Here is a 17,327-nt window from a genome sequence, read left to right as displayed (position 1 = left end):
GGCAGCCTAAGCCTGCCTCAGCCTCACCCGTCCTGTTAGCCGGTCGACTACTGCGCGTGCGTCCCGCGCAGGTATGGCGTTGCCAGCACTCCGGACCAGCCATCGTTGCCCCCATGCTGGCGGCGCCCGCGGTAGTGCTGCGGATGCAGTGTCCGGATGAGACGCTGGCTCACCCGCTTCGGCCCTCTTGTGCTTCCATTCCGCGAAGGAGAAGACTGATCGGCTGTCAAGGGTTGATCCCGGGGGGCTCCGATGAGGTCGCGTGTCTTGGCTGCCGCGCTTGTGTTGGTGTCTGGAGTGTTGTCGGCCTCGCCGGCTGAGGCGGCCAGTGCGGCCAGGCCTTACGACTTCAACGGGGATGGTCATCCGGAGTTGGTGGTCGGTGCACCGAACCTGCGGGTCGAGTCGGCCATCGGAGAAGGCGGCCTTGTGGTGCTGCCTGCTTCGGCGCGGGGGGTGGCTCTGACCGAGAGGATCGTCAGCCAGTCCAGCCCTGGGGTGCCGGGCACCTCGGAGGGCGATCACCCAGACGTCGAGGGCGCAGGTGACCTCTTTGGTGCAGCGCTGGCGAGTGCGGACTTCGACCGCGATGGTTACGCCGACCTGGCGGTCGGCCAACCCGGCGAGAACGAGGGGGTGGGAGCCGTGACGGTGATCTACGGCTCGTTCCGGGGTCCGGACACCAACCGTTCGCGTCGGGTCAACCCCACGTCCGGCAGCGGCGCCTTTGGGGCTGCGCTGGTCGCAGGGGACTTCGACCGCGACCAGTTCCCGGACCTCGGGATAGGCGCGCCGTCCGCAGACGTCGAAGGCGACCACCACGAGCCTGATGCGAGCGGCAGCGTGACTGTGTTGCCTGGCGGTGCCACTGGGCTCTCGACCGCGGATCCGGTGGTTGTCCGCCGCCGCGGCGGCGTGGATGGTGACATCCGCTTCGGCTCAGCACTCGCCGCCGGCGACCTCGACCGGGACGGCGGGACCGACCTGATCATCTACGCGCCAGGAAATCACGACCTCGTCGACTACTCCCGTCCCGGATCCCTCACCTACTGCCCCAACCAGGTCGATGGACCCAGCGCTTGTAGTCGCCTGGTGCGAGGCCTGTCCTATGCCGGCGGCGGCTCCCTGGTCGTCGGCAACACGTCTGGTGACTCTCGGCCTGAGATCATCTTCAGCTCCCCGAATTATGCGGAGGATGAGGAGGAGGGTGGGGCCGGCGAGGTGCATGTCCTGCATCTTGGGGACGAAATGCCTGCGCGAGTTGTCGGCCAGAACGTCCTGACCCAGAACTCTCGTGGGGTGCCTGGAAGCGACGAGTACGGCGACGGATTCGGCAGCAGTATCGCGCTCGGCGATGTTGATCGCGACGGATATGCCGACTTGGTGATCGGGGCGGCTTACGAGAACGACGGCGAGGGTCGGGTCACCGTGGTGCACGGTGCCCAGCTGGGATGGCGCACCAGCGGGAACTATTTCTACAGCCAGAACACCCGGGGCATCCCCGGGGTAGCCGAAGGGTACGACGCCGACCTGGTTCTGGGGGGCGACCTCTTTGGCAGCGAGGTGTCACTGCGCGACCACAACGGCGACGGCCGGCTCGACCTCACCGTCGGTGCTCCTGAAGAAAATAGTTCTGGGGCGATCACCACGCTGCTTGGGTCCAGACGCGGGTTCACGACCGCCGGAGCGCGCGCTTTCGGCCTGGCCACCCTCGGCTACGCCCACCGCGCCGAGGCTGAGTTCGGTGCCACCCTCGGCAACAACTAGGGGTCGGCGCGGTCCCCGGGCTGAGCCTCGACGTCAACCGCCAGGCTGTCCAGTCCCGCTGTTCTGCAACTGCGGCTGCGCCGGTCCCGCACAACGGTCGCCTACTGCGTGCGTCCCGCTCTTACGGTCAGTCACTGCGTGCGCCCGCGTGAGGGTTGGCCACCTGACCTGCTCCGCACCAGAGTCGGCTACTGCACGTGTCCCCCACGCCGGTCAACTAATGCGCGCAGCGCGCTCAAGAGCCGGCGCCCGAGCGCACTTGGGACTGGCGAGAGGGCTGCTGCCCAGGAACGTTGACCCATGCTCTCCCCGGCGAGAGACTGCTGAGGGTGGAGCGCATGATCCCGCAGAAGTTGCGTTGCCTGTTCCGCAAGCATCGTTGGCACAACGGCTGGGACGAAGAGGCGCGCGAGACGGTGTGGAACGGCAAGCGCTGTGGTCTCATCAAGTCGGAGGTCGATCGAATGCCGGACTCGTGGGGAGCAGGCGGGGGCGCCTCCCTCTAGATCTGGAGCAGTCCTTGCACGAGGTTCGACCTCACCGTCGTCGTTGCGGGGCCGATCCATCGTCGTTCGTCTCAGCACTCCGAAGGATCCGGGGGTCTGGCATGACTGCCTGGGGATGGATCCCGCTGGGGATGAGCAGCGCCCAGCGTTGGCTAGACGGTGCCTTCTATCTTGTCATCGCTGTCGTGATCTGGGCCTGGTACCGATATTCAGACTGGAACGTGTGATCGTCAGCGGGCGGCGCTAGGCGTGGTCTAGGCGTGTCCTTGCCCAGCCTTCGCCCCGGCCATCGTTGCGGCAGTGCCGCATGCCCGATTGAGCTGGTCGCCGCAATCGAGGACACCGAGACCGCCAGGCATCCCTCCTCGAAAGCGCCCGGTAGAAGCTCGCCGCTCATGACCCACTCGACGGTCGACTTGCGTGGGTCCCGCACGAGGATGGTCCACGAGCCCGCTTCCGCTCGACCAACGGCTTGTTGCGCCCAGCGAAGGACTCGCCGATTCCTTGTTCTGCTGGCCGCCTCGTGCAGCTTTTTCGGGGGATTCTCCACCGGTGCACCGTCTCGGCGTGGCATGGCAACCGCCCGACAGCAGCCGGCCGCGAGGACCCGTGACACCATTCCCCATCGCTGGCAGGATGACGCCATGGCGGGCGAGGGTGGCGTGACGGCCTCGCACGTCATCAAGCCGCTGACGCCCGAGACCTTTCCGGCATGGCTGGCACTTGCCCAGAAGCACAACGGAGTGTGGGGCGGATGCTACTGCTCGTACTTCCACGGCGACACTGAGGCCACCGTCAAGAGTGAGTACGACGGCCCGACGTTCAAGCAGAGACTCGTCGAAGAGGGCGTTGCGCATGCCGCGCTCGTCTTTGACGGCGAGCACGCGATCGCGTGGTGCGAGTACGGCAGTTCTGCCGAGCTGCCGGGCATCTACCACCGCAAGCAGTACGACGCAGGCGAGACCACGCCAGCACCTTGGCGCATCACCTGTTTCTTCGTCGATCGCGACCACCGGCGTTCAGGAGTGGCGCGGGAGGCGCTGGACGGAGCCCTCGAACTGATCGCGCTGGCCGGCGGCGGCGAGGTGGTCTCCTTCCCCAACGAGCTCGTCCGTGGCAAGAAGACCTCATCCTCATTCCTGCACAACGGCACCAGAGCCATGTTCGAGAAGGCCGGATTCGCCTTCGAGCGACACCTCGGACTGCGAAAGACTGTGATGCGCAAGACGATCCCGCCCGCCCGCGCATGACGGGTACGGCGGTGTAGCTCACAAACGAGGCGATGTCCAGACTGGATCTCCTCAGTCAGACGCACCCGCAGAGAGATGCGCCTGCTCCTTGCGCCACTCGTCGACCCGCTGCGGAGTCCATCCGCCGTGGAGAACTCGGAAGACGGCCCAAGAGTGCACCCTGCTCGGCGTCACACCTCGGGCAAGCACCCGCAAGACGCCACTGCCTGCCTGACAGGCGGTCCAGTGCATCCCGCACCAGGGTCGACCACTGCCACGCTCCGCACGAGGGGTGGCTTGCGTGCGTCCTGCACTAGGCGTGGTTCTTGCCCCAGTTGGCGAGTGCGACGATCGCCTCGCGCAAGGCGAGGCCGTGTTCGGTCAGCGCGTAGGCCCGGGTGTTGTGTCGAAGGGGCAGGCGGACGAGCACGCCAGCCGCTTCGAGCTCACGCAGGCGTGTCGCGAGCATGCTCGTCGGCACCCCGAGGTCGCGCTCCAGATCGCCGTAGCGTTGTGGACCGTCGAGCAGCCGTTCCACGATGAGCAGGGCCCACCGTGCTCCGACGATGTCGAGGGTCGCGGCGAGGTCGTTCACGCGGTCGGGTCGGCGTCCGTCTTCATCCAGAACGGTGAGTAGTGGTAGCCGTCGGGGTCGTCGAACTGGCGCTGGTACATGAAGGGGTAGTCATCGGTGTCACCGATCCGCCCGCCGGCGGCGCCGGCGCGGTCGACGAGCTCGTCGACCGCCTCGCGGCTGCCCAGGTCGAACGAGACCGTGACCTTGGAGGGCGTCTGAGGTCCGCCGATCAGCTCTTCGACTCCGCCGACGCTCGCGTACATCTCGCGGCTGCCGAGCATGACGTACTGCTCGGGCGCGATCTTGAAGCACGACACGTTGTGGTCGGACATCTCGGCGTTGAGGGCCCAGCCGAGGGCGGTGTAGAAGGCGGTTGCGCGCTCGACGCTCTGGACAGGGCAGGTGATGAAGAGGCTCATGTGGGCCATACTTCTAAAATCGAAGTGGTTCGTCAAGGGGTGGCTTGGTCTGGGCTGACCGCCCCTCCACCTCACCGAGGACGGCGACGCCGTGCGTCCGCACCACGGTCGGCTACTGACGCGCTCCCGCACGAGGGTCGCTCGCTACGTGGTCGGCCGAGCCCCACGTCGTACCGTCAGATGGTGAGCGACGAGTCCGAGCTGAGCTGGTTCGCTGTGCGCTGCCTCTTCCGCAAGGGCTGGCCGCGGCCCGACCCCGCGTCGGATGACCATCGCTACGAGGAACGAATCACGCTCTGGCGCACGAGCGACGCCGACGCGGCCATCGCTCTCGCCGAAGCGGAGGCGGAGGAGTACGCCTCAACGATCGACGAAGCGCCGGACGAGTACCTCGGCCTCGCTCAGTCTTACGCTCTCTTCGACAGTCCGGACGAGCCTGGCGCCGAGGTCTTCTCACTCCTTCGGACAAGCAAGCTCGACCCGGACAGCTACCTCGACACCTTCTTCGACACAGGCCAGGAGCATCAGCAGCGAAGTTGAACCGAGGGCTCGCGCTGAGCGCGCCCAGTCGGGAGTGGCGATCGCGGCAGCTCCCACCAGGGCCGGTCAGTGCCGGGCGCCGGGCACGAGAGTCGGGCGGCCACTGCGTGCGCCCCCCACAACGGTCGGCCCCTGCGTGCGTCCCGCACAACGGTCGGCTGCTGCGAAGAGCCATCATGCGGTGTCGGTGGGCGGAGTGACCCAGTCGACTAGTTTGGGTGGGTGATCACCCGGAAGGGCCAAGCCACCCGAGAGCGCATCGTCGACGCGGCCGCGACGCTCATCGGTCAGTTCGGCGTCGCCGGTACCAGCGCGGACGACATCCGCAAGACCGCGGGGGTCAGCGGATCACAGCTGATGCACTACTTCGGTAGCAAGCAAGCCCTCGTGAGGGCGGTCATCGTTCGTCAATCCGAGTCCGAGGCGTCGGTGGGTCACCCGATGCTGGGTCCACTCGACAGTTTCAGGGCGCTCCGGGGATGGGCCGACGCCGCGGTGGAGAATCTCGCTCACGGCAGCGGTCACGGCGCTTGCACCTTGGCGATGCTGGCGGGCTCGACCAGTCCTGGCGACGAGCAGACCCGTGATGAGCTCTGCAGCGCCTTCGTGCGCCTGCAGTCCCGGCTGCTCGAGGGTCTCCGCGCCATGCGCGACCGGGGCGACCTCCGTCCCGAGGCCGATCTCGACGAGCTGTCGATGGCGCTGCTGACAGCCCTCCAGGGGGGCACCCTCCTCGGCCAGGCCATGCAGTCGTCGACGCCCATGCGAGCGTCGCTGAACGCCGCGCTCCACCACGTCGAGTCCTTCGCCGCCTAACTGTCGCCCACGGTCCGTGCGACCGCCGTGCACCTTCCGGCATCGCTCCGACGGCGGGCGGCCCGGCTCGTCCCCCATACCCGGGCGCCGCCGCGTGCACAAGATCGTCGACTCGACTGCAGGCCCCCGCGGCCTCGACGTCAGCCCGAGCTTGATGCCAGCGTTTCTGGGTCAACCCACCCAATCAGTGTCATGATTGGGCCACTTAACCCAGAAGGAGCCTCCCGTGTCGGAGCTTGCAGGAAGAACCGCCCTCGTCACCGGCGCTACCCGCGGGATCGGCTACGAGGTCGCCCGTCGCCTCGTGGAGACTGGTCAGACCGTCTACCTGGGCGCCCGGGACCTGCGACGAGGGACCGAGGCGAGCGCCGAGATCGGCGCGACGCCGGTCCTGCTCGACAGCACCGACGGCCCCTCCATCGCCGCGGCGGTGGACCGGTTGCGGAACGAGGTCGGCGCGCTGGACGTGCTGGTGAACAACGCCGGCATCGCCGGGGACCAGCGTCCGCCCGCCGAGGCGACGCTCGACGACCTCCGCCAGGTGTTCGAGACGAACGTGTTCGGCGCCGCCGCGGTGTTGACGGCCTTCACGCCGCTGCTCGAGGCGAGCCGGGCTCCGGTCGTCGTGAACGTCTCCAGCGCCGTCGGCTCGCTGACGCTGAACGCGAGCCCGGACGCGCGGTGGTCGATGCTCGCGTACCCCATGTCGAAGGCGGCGCTCAACATGCTGACGATCCAGTACGCGAGGGCCTTCCCCCGCTGGCGCGTCAACTCCGTGTCACCCGGGCCCACCGCGACCGACTTCGTCGGCGCCCGCGAGGGCTTGCCGACGGTGGAGCAGCTCCGGGCGGCCGGCGTTGCGGTGAACACCGTGCAGGAGGGCGCGGAGATCCTCGTGCGGATGGCAATGAGCGGCCCGGAGGGCCCGACCAAGACCTTCGTCGGCAACGAGGGACCCGTTCCCTGGTGACGCCGCTCAGGCGGTCCTCCCCCGTGCCCCCAGGCACTGGATGTGCCCCGCAGGAGGGTCGACCACCGGGGTGCGTCCCGCACGAGGGTCGGCTCACGAGCTGCTGCGGCATGGTTGTCTGGCTCAGGAGCATGCCGCCAGGAGCACTGTGAGTTGTGCGCGACCAGCGCACCAGCCGGTCAAGTCAGGGGTCCAGGCAGAGATCGGGCCGTCTCTGTCGATCGTGGTGTGGTCGTTCGACGTAGGGATGTGAGGATCAACCGGCCTCTCGACCGGCAGCAGGGCCGCCTTCGGTCCGTGGCCCGGATGACGACCAGCCCAACGCTCGAAGATTGGACACTCTCATGAAGTACTTGATGCTCGTGGCCACGGACCCTGACCACACCGCAGCCGACGCCGAGGCGGCGCCCGACGTCGACGACTGGTTCGCCCACGTCACGGCGCTAGGTGCCTGGCTGAGCGGTGACCGGCTGCGCCCGGTCGAGCAGGCGACCACCGTGCGGGTCCGCAGTGGTGACCTCCTGGTCGTTGACGGCCCGTTCATCGAATCGAAGGAGTGCATTGCCGGCTTCGACGTTCTTGAGTGTGCGAACCTCGAGGAAGCCATCAGCATCGCCGCCAAGCACCCGATGGCCTACACCGGGCGGCTGGAGCTGCGGCCGATCTGGCCCATGGGCGAGGCATGAAACTACGCGGCGAAACGACGCTCCTGATCGTCTCGGCCGCGCCCATGCGACTGCGTCGGTCTCCAGTGAGCCCGTCGCCCCCAAGTCACCGCCCTGGCGGGCTCCGCACGAGGGTCGGCACAGCGCCCTGATCGAACAACTGCCCTAGCCCGTGGTCTGAGCGGCCAACGACTCACAGCTGGTCTGGTCGCACGCCGGGCGCCCCACCACCGGCCTGGCGCGCACAACGGTGGGGCCACTGCGTACGCCCACGACGGTCGGCGACTGACGTGCGCTGCACGACGGTCAGCTACTGACGTGCTCCGCACCAGGGTCGGCTACTGACGTGCTCCGCACGAGTGTCGGCTCGCGTGCGTCCTGCACAAGGTGCCGGTACGGACGAGCATCGAGACCGCGTCCCCGGTGCAGCACCACCGCTTTCTGATGGTCGGCGAGGGAGGTCCGGACCCAGTCGTCGTGAGCTCTGGCGCAGACGACGGCTCCGAGGCCAAGCTGGCTGGCCGAACCAGCCCCTCGTCGTGGTCGGGTCGAGGCGGCGCATCACCTGCTCGACGTCGATGCCTCCGACGATCGGCTCTGGCAGGCGGTCGTGCAACTTCTTGGCCTTGAGGAGCGCCGGTTGCAGGTCGGCTGCTGCTCGGTTCGCCCTTGGTCGGCGACTGCGGGCGTCCCACCCACGGAGGGCCGGGCGAGGCCCGTTCAGGTGGGAGACGCTGCGCGTCGTCGTTGGCGGTAGGCGGCTGCTTTGGCGCGGTCGCCGCAGCCCTTCATGCCGCACCAGCGCCGTCGCTGCCCGCGGGACCGGTCGATGAAGGGTCGGGTGCAGGTGTCGTCGGCGCACCAGTGCAACGAGGCCCGATCGGGGTGGGCGTGGAGGTCGAGGCAGTCCCGGGCGAGGACGGCTAGGACGGCGTCGAGGTCACCGACCCGGTGGAGACCTTCGTCGTCGAGCTGCAGGACGGGCGGCGGGGCTGCGGCAGCGGCATTGACCAGCACTCGATCGGCTGGCACCTGGGGCCGCTGGTCGATGAGGGCCGCGACCATCCGAAACATCGCCTCCCGCAGGGCTCTGGCGCGTGCGAGATCGCCGGGCCGGATCTGCGGCGCCGCGTCGACCACGCCCGATTCGGTGATCCAGTCCGCCAGGTCCTGCTCGGACCTCAGCTTCTCCTCACCGAGCGAGCCGCGCGCCGCGACCGTCGGCAAGAAGTCGAGCACCAATCTGTCAGCGATGAACTCGAAAGGCACGTCACCACCTTGACAGGTGAGGAATGGCGCGGCAAGGCTGCCGTCACCTGTTGGACTGGTGATGAGGAGTGGAACGGGATGGCCCGACCGGCGAGAGCTGCACACCCGATCCAGCGATGGGTGCTCCCGCGGTACCTGGCGGCAGCCGTGGCTGCCCGGATCGCCGACGAGGGCGCTCGGGTCTCGCTGGTCCTGCTCGCCCTCCACGAGACGAACAGCGCAGCCTTGGGCGGCGCGATGCTCGCGGCGCTGCTGGTACCCCACGTCCTAGCCGGACCGCTGGTCGGAGCAGTGGTCGACCGGGCAGGACGACCCCGCTGGGTCTTGGCCTCCGCGGTCCTGATCTTCGCGGCCAGCCTCTTCCTGGTCGCCCATCTCGTCGATCGGGCCCCGACCTGGGTCGTGTTCGCCCTCTTTGCTGCTGGGCGGGTGTTGTGGGCCTGCGATCACCGGTGGCCTGACGAGCCAGCTCCCCGGCCTGGTGGGCGCGGAGAAGGCGCCGCGGGCGTTCGGACTCGACTCGCTGTTCTACAACGTGGCGAGCATGGCCGGCCCAGCTCTCGCCGCCATCACCGCGGCCACCGCCGACCCTGCAGTGGCGCAATCTCTCCTTGCCGGCTCGGCGGCTCTGGGCGCTCTCGGGGTGGCAGCCCTGCCGATCCAGGGTGATCGCCAGCCCTCCCGCGCCGCGCGGCCCAGCCTTTCCAGCGGCACCAGGGAGATCCTGCGGCACCGGACCCTCCGCCTCCTCACCTTCAGCAGCACGCTCGGCCAAGTAGGTCCTGGCGCGCTCCCGGTCGTCGCAGCCGTTCTCGCCACGTCGCTGCACAGACCGGCCAGCAGCGGCCTGCTCCTCACCGCTGTCGCCGCAGGGTCGTTCCTCGGCTCCCTGCTGTGGACCTGGCGCCCGATCGCCCCCGACCGGTCCCCCTTGGTCACCACGGTGTCGATGATCGGCATCGGCGCGCCGATCGCCGTCGCTGCCGCCACCCCTTCGATCGGAGCCACCGCCGCACTCCTCGGCCTGTCGGGAGTCTTCATCGGACCCTTTGGAGCGGCCCTCTTCACCGCCCGGACCCAGTACGCCGACCAGGCTTTCCGGACCCAGGTCTTCACCATCGGCGCCGGGCTCAAGGTCAGCGCGTCAGCACTCGGGGCAGCTCTGGTAGGGCCACTCACGCATCTGCCCGTCTGGACCCTGCTCCTCCTCGTCGCCAGCAGCCCGCTCCTCGCCGGAGGGCTGGGCACGCTCCTCCTGATCCAGCGCCCCGCCACGACCAGGACAACCACCCGGCGCACATCGAGACCGCTCTCCGAACGACCCGGACAGTTCCAACGTTGAGCACCACGTCCCGCAGCAGCGTGGCCCAGGGAGGAGTCGCGGGCGCTGGTTGCCTGGTCAGGGGCTGAGGCTGCTGTCGTCGGTGAGACGAATCTGCGATGAAGGCCTCCTCCTCGATGTCGTAGATCATTGCGGACTTCGCGTCGTCGTCGCGCAAGGCCTCGGCGCCCTCGGTGGCCGCCCGCTCCGCGGCGGCGTACCGGTCCCGATCAGCTGGGTGAGCGCGGAGCCACCTGGTGAACAGGGCGTGGCGCTGAGGCTCCACCGCGGCGGGGGCTCCAGGCATGGAGATCGGCGTTCGGCGCGCTGGAGGTCAGCCGTCGATGGGCGTCGCCGCCGATGTCGTCCCGAGAGATCAGCCGGAAACGACTGCTCACGCCTGCGCCCAGCCGTCCTCGTCGTGCTGAGGTGGACCGGGTTGGACCTGCCGGTGGGCGAACCGATCAGTTCGAGCAACGGCGTCGGCCGACGACGAGGACGGCCGCCACAGCGGATGGTGGCCGCGCGCACACCGCCCACGCCAGCCACCCCAACAGGGTCGGCCACTGCGTGCGTCCCGCACGAGGGTCGGCCACTGCGTGCGTCCGACACCCATGAGCGTGAACGACAGTGCTCCCGATCTGCGGTGCAGCGGGTGCCCTTCGGATCGCGGCTCACCCTTGCGCAGGTCGTCACGACAATGCTGACCTGGCACTGAGCCCCGAGCCGGCCGACGCGGCGTGCCGCTCTCCGCGCAGCTCGCGCCACTCAGGTTGCTCGACGCGGACCCGGAGGGCGCCGCGAACGCGACCGATCGTGCTCGTCTCGGTCTTGCCCTCCTGGGCCACGGGGCCCTACGTTCTCACCACCTCGCAGACGCGACCTGCGCGACGGAGAGCCTGGCTCGATGGTCCATGGTGCCCGGTTGCCGGAAGTTGCGCCCGGGCCTCACCTCGACCGTTCAACCGAACCCAGGAGAGCTGATGTGCACTGACATCCCACCGCAGACCACCGATCCCGCGGGCGCCGCACCGGCTCCTGGCGCCCGCATCACCAGGCGAACGGCCCTGCTCGGCTCAGCCGGAGTGGCCACCACCGGGCTCCTCGGCGTCTCCAGCGCGCCGCTCGCTGCCGCTGACGCGCGCAGGAGCCGGCCCCGCCGCCACGACCACCTCGACCTCACCCACACCCTCGGCGAGGACTTCCCCGCCTTCACCCCCGGCGAGGAAGCCGTTCGCCGTCCCGGCAACACGTTCGCCGCCGACGGCTACTACCAGCAGCGCTGGGACATCTACGAACACACCGGCACGCACGTCGACGCTCCCGCCCATTTCAACCCGGATGGCCGCTACGTCAGCGAGCTCACGCCGCAGGAGTTGCTCGTGCCCGCCGTGGTCGTCAGCATCGCCCGTCGCGCCGCGACCGATCCCGACACCGTCGTGACTGTCGCCGACCTGCGGGAGCACGAGCGACGGCACGGCCGCATCGGTGACGGGTCGGCCGTCCTGATGTACTCCGGCTGGGGTAGCAAGGTGCCTGACCCGGACGCCTACCGCGGCGCGGGCACCGATGGGGCCCTCCACTTCCCCGGCTTCGGCGCCGACGCCTGCGAGTGGCTGATCCGCCGCCGTCGCATCCGGGCACTCGGCGTCGACACCCTGAGCATCGACCCCGGCAACTCCACCACCTTCGAGACCCACACGATCCTCAACGGCGCCGAGCGCTACGGCATCGAGAACCTCGCCAACCTGCACCGCCTCCCGGCCTGCGGGGCTCGGATCAGCGTCGGGGTCATCCCCTTCAAGCAAGGTTCGGGAGGACCGGCCAAGGTCCTCGCCTCCTGGTGACACCGGTACCGACGAGCCGGTAGTCCCGGTCGGTTCGCCAGCGATGCCCATGCCGATCAGGTCGGGAGCGGTCAAGTGATGCCGCCACGGTCGCTCGACGCCGCGCGGCGGAGGAGGTGCCGCACGAGGAACCAGGACGTCGGCACGACGGTCGGCGGCTGCGGGCGTGTACCGGCCGGCTGTTGCGTGCTCCGCACGAGAGTCGGCCACTGCGTGCGTCCCCGCACGACGGTCGACCGGCGGGGCCTGGCCGCGCGTCCGGGTGACCACCATCCGAGGCGATGTCATCCGGCACAGCGCCTCGTCGGCGGCTCACGCCGTCCCTACCTCGTGACTAGGGTGAGGTGGTGGGTAGGTGGCAGGGACTGGCAGGCCCGCTGATCATCGTGGTGGGGGAAGTCCTGCTCGTCGTCTGCAGCCTGAGCTACCTCGTCTGGTGGACGCTCACGTTCAGACCGTCGGTGCGGACTCCGCCCGGCGGCGGGCTCTTCCTCGCCGGAGCGGTGCTCAGCGGCGTTGGGGGCCTGGTTCTGCTGGCCGCCGGCATCGCGGCCCTTCTCCCGAAGGCGTCGTGGACGGCCCTGGGGGCGACGATCGCCGGCGGGGTGATGGTCGGTGCGCTGTTGCTCTACGTCACCTCGAGCGTCGCCCACAGGCCCCTCACCACCGAGCTCCCGCTGATCGTCGTCTGGACCACCATGCAGCTCGCTGCCGGCATCACCCTGCAGACGGCCGGGGTGCTGACGTCGTCGACGGCGTCCACCTGGATGGTCGCGACAGCAGTCGCGGCGCTGGTCGGTCTGGTCTGCTACCTGATCTTCTACCGGCTCGATCCGATCCCCGCCTACTGGATCGGCATGGTGCCCCTCGTCGTCGACGGCGTGGTCGCGGCGCTCCTAGCCGCAATCGTGACGCTGACGCGACTCCCGTAGGCGGCCCGTCTCCCGGTCGGCTGCTGCCTGTCCCGCACGACGGTCGGCCACTGCGCGCGTCGGGCAGGTGGTCGACCTCTGGTGAGCGCTGAACCCTGTGCCACGGACAGCAGTTGTGCATCAGCGTGACCGCATTCTCGGTGGCCGCTCAGGTCCGCCAAGACCTCTGTCGGGAGAACTGCGGTCGACCGAGAGAGCGGGTGCGCACGGCCCTGCCGGCCGAGCTCTCGACGATGTTGGTCCAGGCGCTCTCGCCGTCGGGGAGAGGCTCACGTCAGACGTGCTCGACCAGGTCGGTGTCAGCGAAGCCCGCGCGGTCCAAGGCCCCACTCGGGCGCGGGGACTGGAGGCAGACTCCGGAGGGTTCCGCCGTGCTCCCCGGTCCGCCTCGACGGCATCGAAGTGGTCTTGACGGCTCAGCACCGGATCGAGAAGAGTCCACCCACGTGCTGAGCGCCTGAGAGGGAGAGTTCGTGAGCCTCACCCCCTACACCGTGCGGATTGACGACGCGATACTGCGCGACCTGCGCGAGCGCTTGCTACGCACCCGCTGGCCCGACGCCGTTGCTACTGGCTGGGACTACGGCGCGGATGTCGACTACCTGCGGAAGCTGACCACGTACTGGGTCGACGAGTTCGACTGGCGCGCCCAGGAGGAGCTCATCAACGCCTCGAACCACCTGCGAGTCGACGTCGAGGGCACCGGTCTGCACGTGGTGCACGAACGAGCCGCCAGCGGCTATGGCGTGCCGCTGCTGCTCCTGCACGGCTGGCCCAGCTCCTTCCTGCAGATGCGCGCCATCACCCCGATGCTCACCGACCCCAGCGCGCACGGGGGCGACCCTGGCGACGGGTTCGACGTCGTGGTGCCCTCGCTGCCGGGCTACGGTTTCTCCGACCGGCCGACCGCTCCGGGGACGAGCAACGCTCCCGTCGCGGAGCTGCTGCACACGCTCATGTCCCGCGAGCTGGGCTACGAGCGGTACGCCGTCCGGGCCAGCGACATCGGCGCCGGCGTCGCGGCCTCGCTCGCCATGGCCCACCCCGAAGCCGTGATCGCCCTGCACATGAGCGGCAGCAACCCCTGGATGGACGTCGACCACCTGCCGGAGGACCTCTCCACCGCGGAGCAGCAGATGGTCCAGGACGCCCGCCGATTCAAGGCCATGCACTTCGCCTACGCCTTGATGCAGGTCACCACGCCGCAAACACCGGCGGTCGCACTCAACGACTCCCCTGCCGGGCTCGCCGCCTGGGTCGTGGAGAAGTACCGCGCTTGGAGTGACAACGACGGCGACGTCGAGACCGTCTTCCCACGCGACGAACTCCTAGCGAACCTCACCATCTACTGGGCCACCGGAACCATCGCATCCTCCATGCGGCTGTACTGGGAGAACTTCCATGCCACTGGGGCGTGGGGGGCCATCGACGTCCCGACCGGCTACGCCATGCTGCCCGCCGACATGTTCCGCACCCCACGCGAGTGGATCGAGCGCACCGGCCGCGTCGACCGCTGGACCGAACTCCCCCGCGGTGGCCACTTCGCCGAGCAGGAGGCCCCCGACCTCATCGCAGAGGAACTACGCGAATTCGTCCGCCCCCTGCGCTGACCCGGTGTGCGACGGCGTGCAGCTCGAGGTCGGGTTGGAGGAGGTCAGGTGAGCGCAACGTACGAGCAGGTGCAGGTCGACTCCCGCGCGCAGTGGCGGGCGTGGCTCACCGAGCACGGCGCCGACAGCCCCGGCGTGTGGCTGTTGACGTGGAAGAAGGGCGCCGGGCCGCACGTCGCCTACGGCGACATCGTCGACGAGGCCTTGTGCTTCGGATGGGTCGACAGCCAGCCCCGGGCCGTGGACGAGGCACGAAGCAGCCGACTGCTCACCCCGCGCCGCCCGGGCAGCAGCTGGTCGCGGGTCAACAAGCAACGGGTGCAGCACCTGACCGAGGCGGGTCTCATGACCGCCGCCGGTCTGGCAGTGATCGACGCGGCCAAGGCGGACGGCAGCTGGACGGCGCTGGACCTGGTCGAGGACCTCGTCGAGCCCGACGATCTGCACGTCGCGCTGAACGCCCAGCCGCAGGCACGAGTCAACTGGGACAACTTTCCCCGCTCCACGAAGCGAGCGATCCTCGAGTGGATCGGTGCCGCCAAGACCGACACCACCCACAACCGTCGCGTCCAGCAGACCGTCGACGACGCCGCTGCCGGCCGCCGCGCCCATCAATGGCGCCAACCCAAGCCACCGTAGGCCTGCCCACCATCCCGGGTGGGCCGCCCGCGATGCACCATGTGACCGCCGTGCCGACGCTGGCGGACGGTGACCCTCTTTCCCATAGCCAAGGGCCTGCAGTCGAACACCCAAGCGGTGCTGCCGCTGGGGACCACGAGATTCCCTATTCGGCAAGCCGCGGTGCCCCGGTAGCGGGTCTCGGTTCGATCAGCGAGATGACCACCGCACGCCAGCTGCTGGCTAGGCAGGTGCGTTGGAGCCCTTCTCGATGGGCCGCTGAGGGGTGTTTGCAGGTACTCGGCCCGGAGAGGGCCGCGGACGACCGACGCCGCCCGGGCCTCGCCACGCCCTGACGGGTCGCGAATCACCCCCACCCCGTGCCGAACCGGACTGCAGCGGAAGCGCCACGCATGCACCTCACGTCGATGGGCCCATCACAGGGTACTGATGTGACCTTCTCGAGACGCGGCGGGACTTTAGCCACTGCGTGCCGCCACTCGACACCGGTAACTTCCCTCCATGGCGAGAGGACTCGACCGGAAGGTCACGAACGACATCACCGAGGAACGCCGCCTTGCCGCACTTCGCAGCTTGGACGCCCTCGACGTCTTGCACCCGGAACTGCGGTTCGATCTCATGACCCTGGTGGCTCAGCGACTTTTCGCCGTCCCCATGGTGAGCATCACCCTGGTCGACGTCGACCGGCAGTGGAGAGTGTCCTTCTGCGGGCCCCTCGAACGAACAGCACCCCGAGCAGGCGCCGTGTGTCCCGTGGTGATGTGGTCCTCCGAGGTCGTCGTGATACCGGATCTGCAGGCCGACGCCAGGTTCTGCGACAGTCCCTTCGTCGTGGGCGACGCCGGACTGCGCTTCTACGCAGGTTTCCCGCTGCGGGCCGCGACCGGGGAACCAGTCGGCGTCTTCTGCCTGCTCGACCACCACCCCCGCCTCCTCAGCCGGTCCGATGTCGACGCCTTCACCGACCTCGGCCGCTGGGTCCAGGACGAACTGCGCGCAGGTGTCCGCGACAGCGCGCTTGCCACCGCAGTCCTCGCTCAACCTTGAGCCAGCGCCCCTTGCCGGACGGTCTAGGTCTGTCCCCCAGAAGCACCTCCTCCGAGACGTACGCTCACGGGCTCCGAGCCACCGACGTCCCGCACGAGGGCCGCTACTGCGTGCGTCCCGGACGAGGGTTGACTACTGCGTACTGGTGGGGTGACGAACGGGAACCTCCCAGGCCGTCGCGCGCGGCATGCACCCGATGCAGCGAACGAGCGGTCACAGCTCAGGGCCTGGCGGCGAGACGGTGCGGCGACGGATGTCCTCGGACAGCCCGAGGGCGTTGAGCATGGCCTGGATGTCTGCCATGGCCCTGTCTGTCCGTTCCTGGCCCAGGGCGGCCCGGATCCGTGACTCGACCTCGGTGCGAGCAGCGCGGGCTCGCTCCACCGCCTCGACGCCGCGAGGGGTCAGGCGGACCGGCCGGCGTCGGTGGTCGGTCGGGTCGGGCACCGTCTCGAGGTGGCCCAGGTCGATGAGCTCCTTGACGGTCTTGGACACCGCCTGCTGGGTGATGCCGAGTTCGTCGGCCAGTTCGGTGGCAGTGGCCGGGCCCACGAGGAGCCGCTGGACGAGGTAGCCGTGCCCGTGCCGCAGGCCGGTGCCCTTGAGTGCCCCGACGACGGCTCGGCTGACGGCATCGCCCAGCAAGGTGAGCGCGGACGACAGATCGAGAGACGGCAGCGAGTCTTCCATCCCACAACCTTAGTTGTGTATTCTCCCCTCATGGACTCCGACACCGAGGATGTTGTTCGCGGGTACTACGCCGTCGCCTGCGATCTCGGCTCCACCGAGGACGATCTGCGAGCGCTGCTGAGCCCGGACCTGCGGGTGGTCGAGCACCCCAACGCCCTCACCCCAGGCGGCGCAGTCCGCGACCTCCAGACGACCCTGAGCGGCTTCCGGGCGGGCAAGTCGCTGCTGCGCGAACAGGTTTTCGAGGTGCACGAGATCCTGACGGCTGGGGAGCGGGCAGCGGTCCGCGCCACTTGGCGCGGCACGGTCGGGATGGACGCCGGGCCATACCCAGCCGGCCTCGAGCTGGTGGCCGACGTCGCGGCGCTGCTGACGATCAGGGACGGTCTCGTGGTCGACCAGGAGACGTTCGACTGCTATCGGCCGTGGTCCTGACCGGCTGAAGAGCCGGGGCACGATTGACGGCGAGATCGCCTTCCGACC

General features: G+C 69.0%; 18 protein-coding genes. 14 read left to right on the top strand and 4 right to left on the bottom strand.

The features are described 5' to 3' along the window. The first annotated feature begins 267 nt into the window (after positions 1-267). From BLT72_RS09535 to BLT72_RS09530, 3 genes are all read left to right on the top strand, one after another. Positions 268-1,767: an FG-GAP repeat protein gene (locus BLT72_RS09535; RefSeq protein ID WP_172826052.1), complete on the top strand. Its 1,500-nt coding sequence runs from the start codon at positions 268-270 to the stop codon at positions 1,765-1,767. Positions 1,768-2,096: 329 nt separating this feature from the next. Beyond that, entirely contained in the window at positions 2,097-2,273 is a 177-nt protein-coding gene (locus tag BLT72_RS22175) for a hypothetical protein (protein ID WP_157720385.1), read from the top strand. A 644-nt stretch (positions 2,274-2,917) separates the two neighbouring features. Continuing rightward, a complete protein-coding gene (locus tag BLT72_RS09530; protein ID WP_091412398.1) occupies positions 2,918-3,523 on the top strand; it encodes a GNAT family N-acetyltransferase in 606 nt (201 codons plus the stop codon). 292 nt (positions 3,524-3,815) lie between these two features. Here BLT72_RS09530 and BLT72_RS09525 read toward each other — a convergent pair whose 3' ends face one another. Continuing rightward, positions 3,816-4,097, bottom strand: coding sequence for a winged helix-turn-helix transcriptional regulator (locus BLT72_RS09525; protein WP_091412395.1), 282 nt, complete (start codon positions 4,095-4,097; stop codon positions 3,816-3,818). Further along, entirely contained in the window at positions 4,094-4,498 is a 405-nt protein-coding gene (locus BLT72_RS09520) for a VOC family protein (protein ID WP_091412392.1), read from the bottom strand. Before BLT72_RS09520 ends, BLT72_RS09525 begins: the two co-directional genes overlap by 4 nt. 183 nt (positions 4,499-4,681) lie before the next feature. Between BLT72_RS09520 and BLT72_RS09515 the strand changes: the two genes are divergently transcribed. The 4 genes from BLT72_RS09515 to BLT72_RS09500 all read left to right on the top strand — a co-directional run bounded on the left by BLT72_RS09515 (position 4,682) and on the right by BLT72_RS09500 (position 7,510). Next, on the top strand, positions 4,682-5,038 hold the full coding sequence (locus tag BLT72_RS09515; protein ID WP_157720384.1) for a hypothetical protein: 357 nt from the start codon (positions 4,682-4,684) through the stop codon (positions 5,036-5,038). 222 nt (positions 5,039-5,260) lie between these two features. Beyond that, positions 5,261-5,854: a TetR/AcrR family transcriptional regulator gene (locus BLT72_RS09510; RefSeq protein ID WP_091412387.1), complete on the top strand. Its 594-nt coding sequence runs from the start codon at positions 5,261-5,263 to the stop codon at positions 5,852-5,854. A gap of 226 nt (positions 5,855-6,080) precedes the next feature. Then, positions 6,081-6,824 (top strand): SDR family NAD(P)-dependent oxidoreductase, encoded by a 744-nt coding sequence (locus BLT72_RS09505; RefSeq protein WP_091412384.1) that lies wholly within the window; start codon positions 6,081-6,083, stop codon positions 6,822-6,824. 344 nt (positions 6,825-7,168) lie between these two features. Next, a complete protein-coding gene (locus tag BLT72_RS09500; RefSeq protein ID WP_091412382.1) occupies positions 7,169-7,510 on the top strand; it encodes a YciI family protein in 342 nt (113 codons plus the stop codon). Between the two features lie 699 nt (positions 7,511-8,209). Here the strand turns inward: BLT72_RS09500 and BLT72_RS09495 are convergent. Then, positions 8,210-8,758, bottom strand: a complete 549-nt coding sequence (locus BLT72_RS09495; RefSeq protein WP_157720383.1) for a CGNR zinc finger domain-containing protein — start codon at positions 8,756-8,758, stop codon at positions 8,210-8,212. Positions 8,759-9,239: 481 nt separating this feature from the next. On the opposite strand from BLT72_RS09495, the gene BLT72_RS23035 reads away from it, so the two are divergent. The 6 genes from BLT72_RS23035 to BLT72_RS09465 all read left to right on the top strand — a co-directional run bounded on the left by BLT72_RS23035 (position 9,240) and on the right by BLT72_RS09465 (position 16,154). After that, entirely contained in the window at positions 9,240-10,100 is an 861-nt protein-coding gene (locus BLT72_RS23035; protein WP_091412377.1) for an MFS transporter, read from the top strand. Between the two features lie 962 nt (positions 10,101-11,062). Next, entirely contained in the window at positions 11,063-11,926 is an 864-nt protein-coding gene (locus tag BLT72_RS09485) for a cyclase family protein (protein ID WP_091412375.1), read from the top strand. 347 nt (positions 11,927-12,273) lie between these two features. After that, positions 12,274-12,858 carry a hypothetical protein gene (locus BLT72_RS09480; RefSeq protein ID WP_091412374.1) on the top strand — a complete coding sequence of 195 codons (585 nt, stop codon included), beginning with the start codon at positions 12,274-12,276 and terminating at the stop codon, positions 12,856-12,858. A 473-nt stretch (positions 12,859-13,331) separates the two neighbouring features. Further along, positions 13,332-14,468: an epoxide hydrolase family protein gene (locus BLT72_RS09475; RefSeq protein ID WP_091412372.1), complete on the top strand. Its 1,137-nt coding sequence runs from the start codon at positions 13,332-13,334 to the stop codon at positions 14,466-14,468. Between the two features lie 48 nt (positions 14,469-14,516). Continuing rightward, a complete protein-coding gene (locus tag BLT72_RS09470; protein ID WP_091412370.1) occupies positions 14,517-15,107 on the top strand; it encodes a YdeI/OmpD-associated family protein in 591 nt (196 codons plus the stop codon). Between the two features lie 501 nt (positions 15,108-15,608). Further along, positions 15,609-16,154: a GAF domain-containing protein gene (locus tag BLT72_RS09465; protein ID WP_091412368.1), complete on the top strand. Its 546-nt coding sequence runs from the start codon at positions 15,609-15,611 to the stop codon at positions 16,152-16,154. A gap of 213 nt (positions 16,155-16,367) precedes the next feature. Here the strand turns inward: BLT72_RS09465 and BLT72_RS09460 are convergent, their stop codons facing one another. Next, positions 16,368-16,844, bottom strand: coding sequence for a MarR family winged helix-turn-helix transcriptional regulator (locus tag BLT72_RS09460; protein ID WP_091412366.1), 477 nt, complete (start codon positions 16,842-16,844; stop codon positions 16,368-16,370). A gap of 30 nt (positions 16,845-16,874) precedes the next feature. Between BLT72_RS09460 and BLT72_RS09455 the strand changes: the two genes are divergently transcribed. After that, entirely contained in the window at positions 16,875-17,279 is a 405-nt protein-coding gene (locus BLT72_RS09455) for a nuclear transport factor 2 family protein (RefSeq protein WP_157720381.1), read from the top strand. Positions 17,280-17,327: the final 48 nt, after the last annotated feature.

This window comes from Friedmanniella luteola, assembly GCF_900105065.1.
Taxonomy (GTDB): Bacteria; Actinomycetota; Actinomycetes; order Propionibacteriales; family Propionibacteriaceae; genus Microlunatus; species Microlunatus luteolus.
The sequence above is the reverse complement of the archived record's forward strand: the minus strand, read 5'-3'. Positions and strand labels throughout refer to the sequence as shown.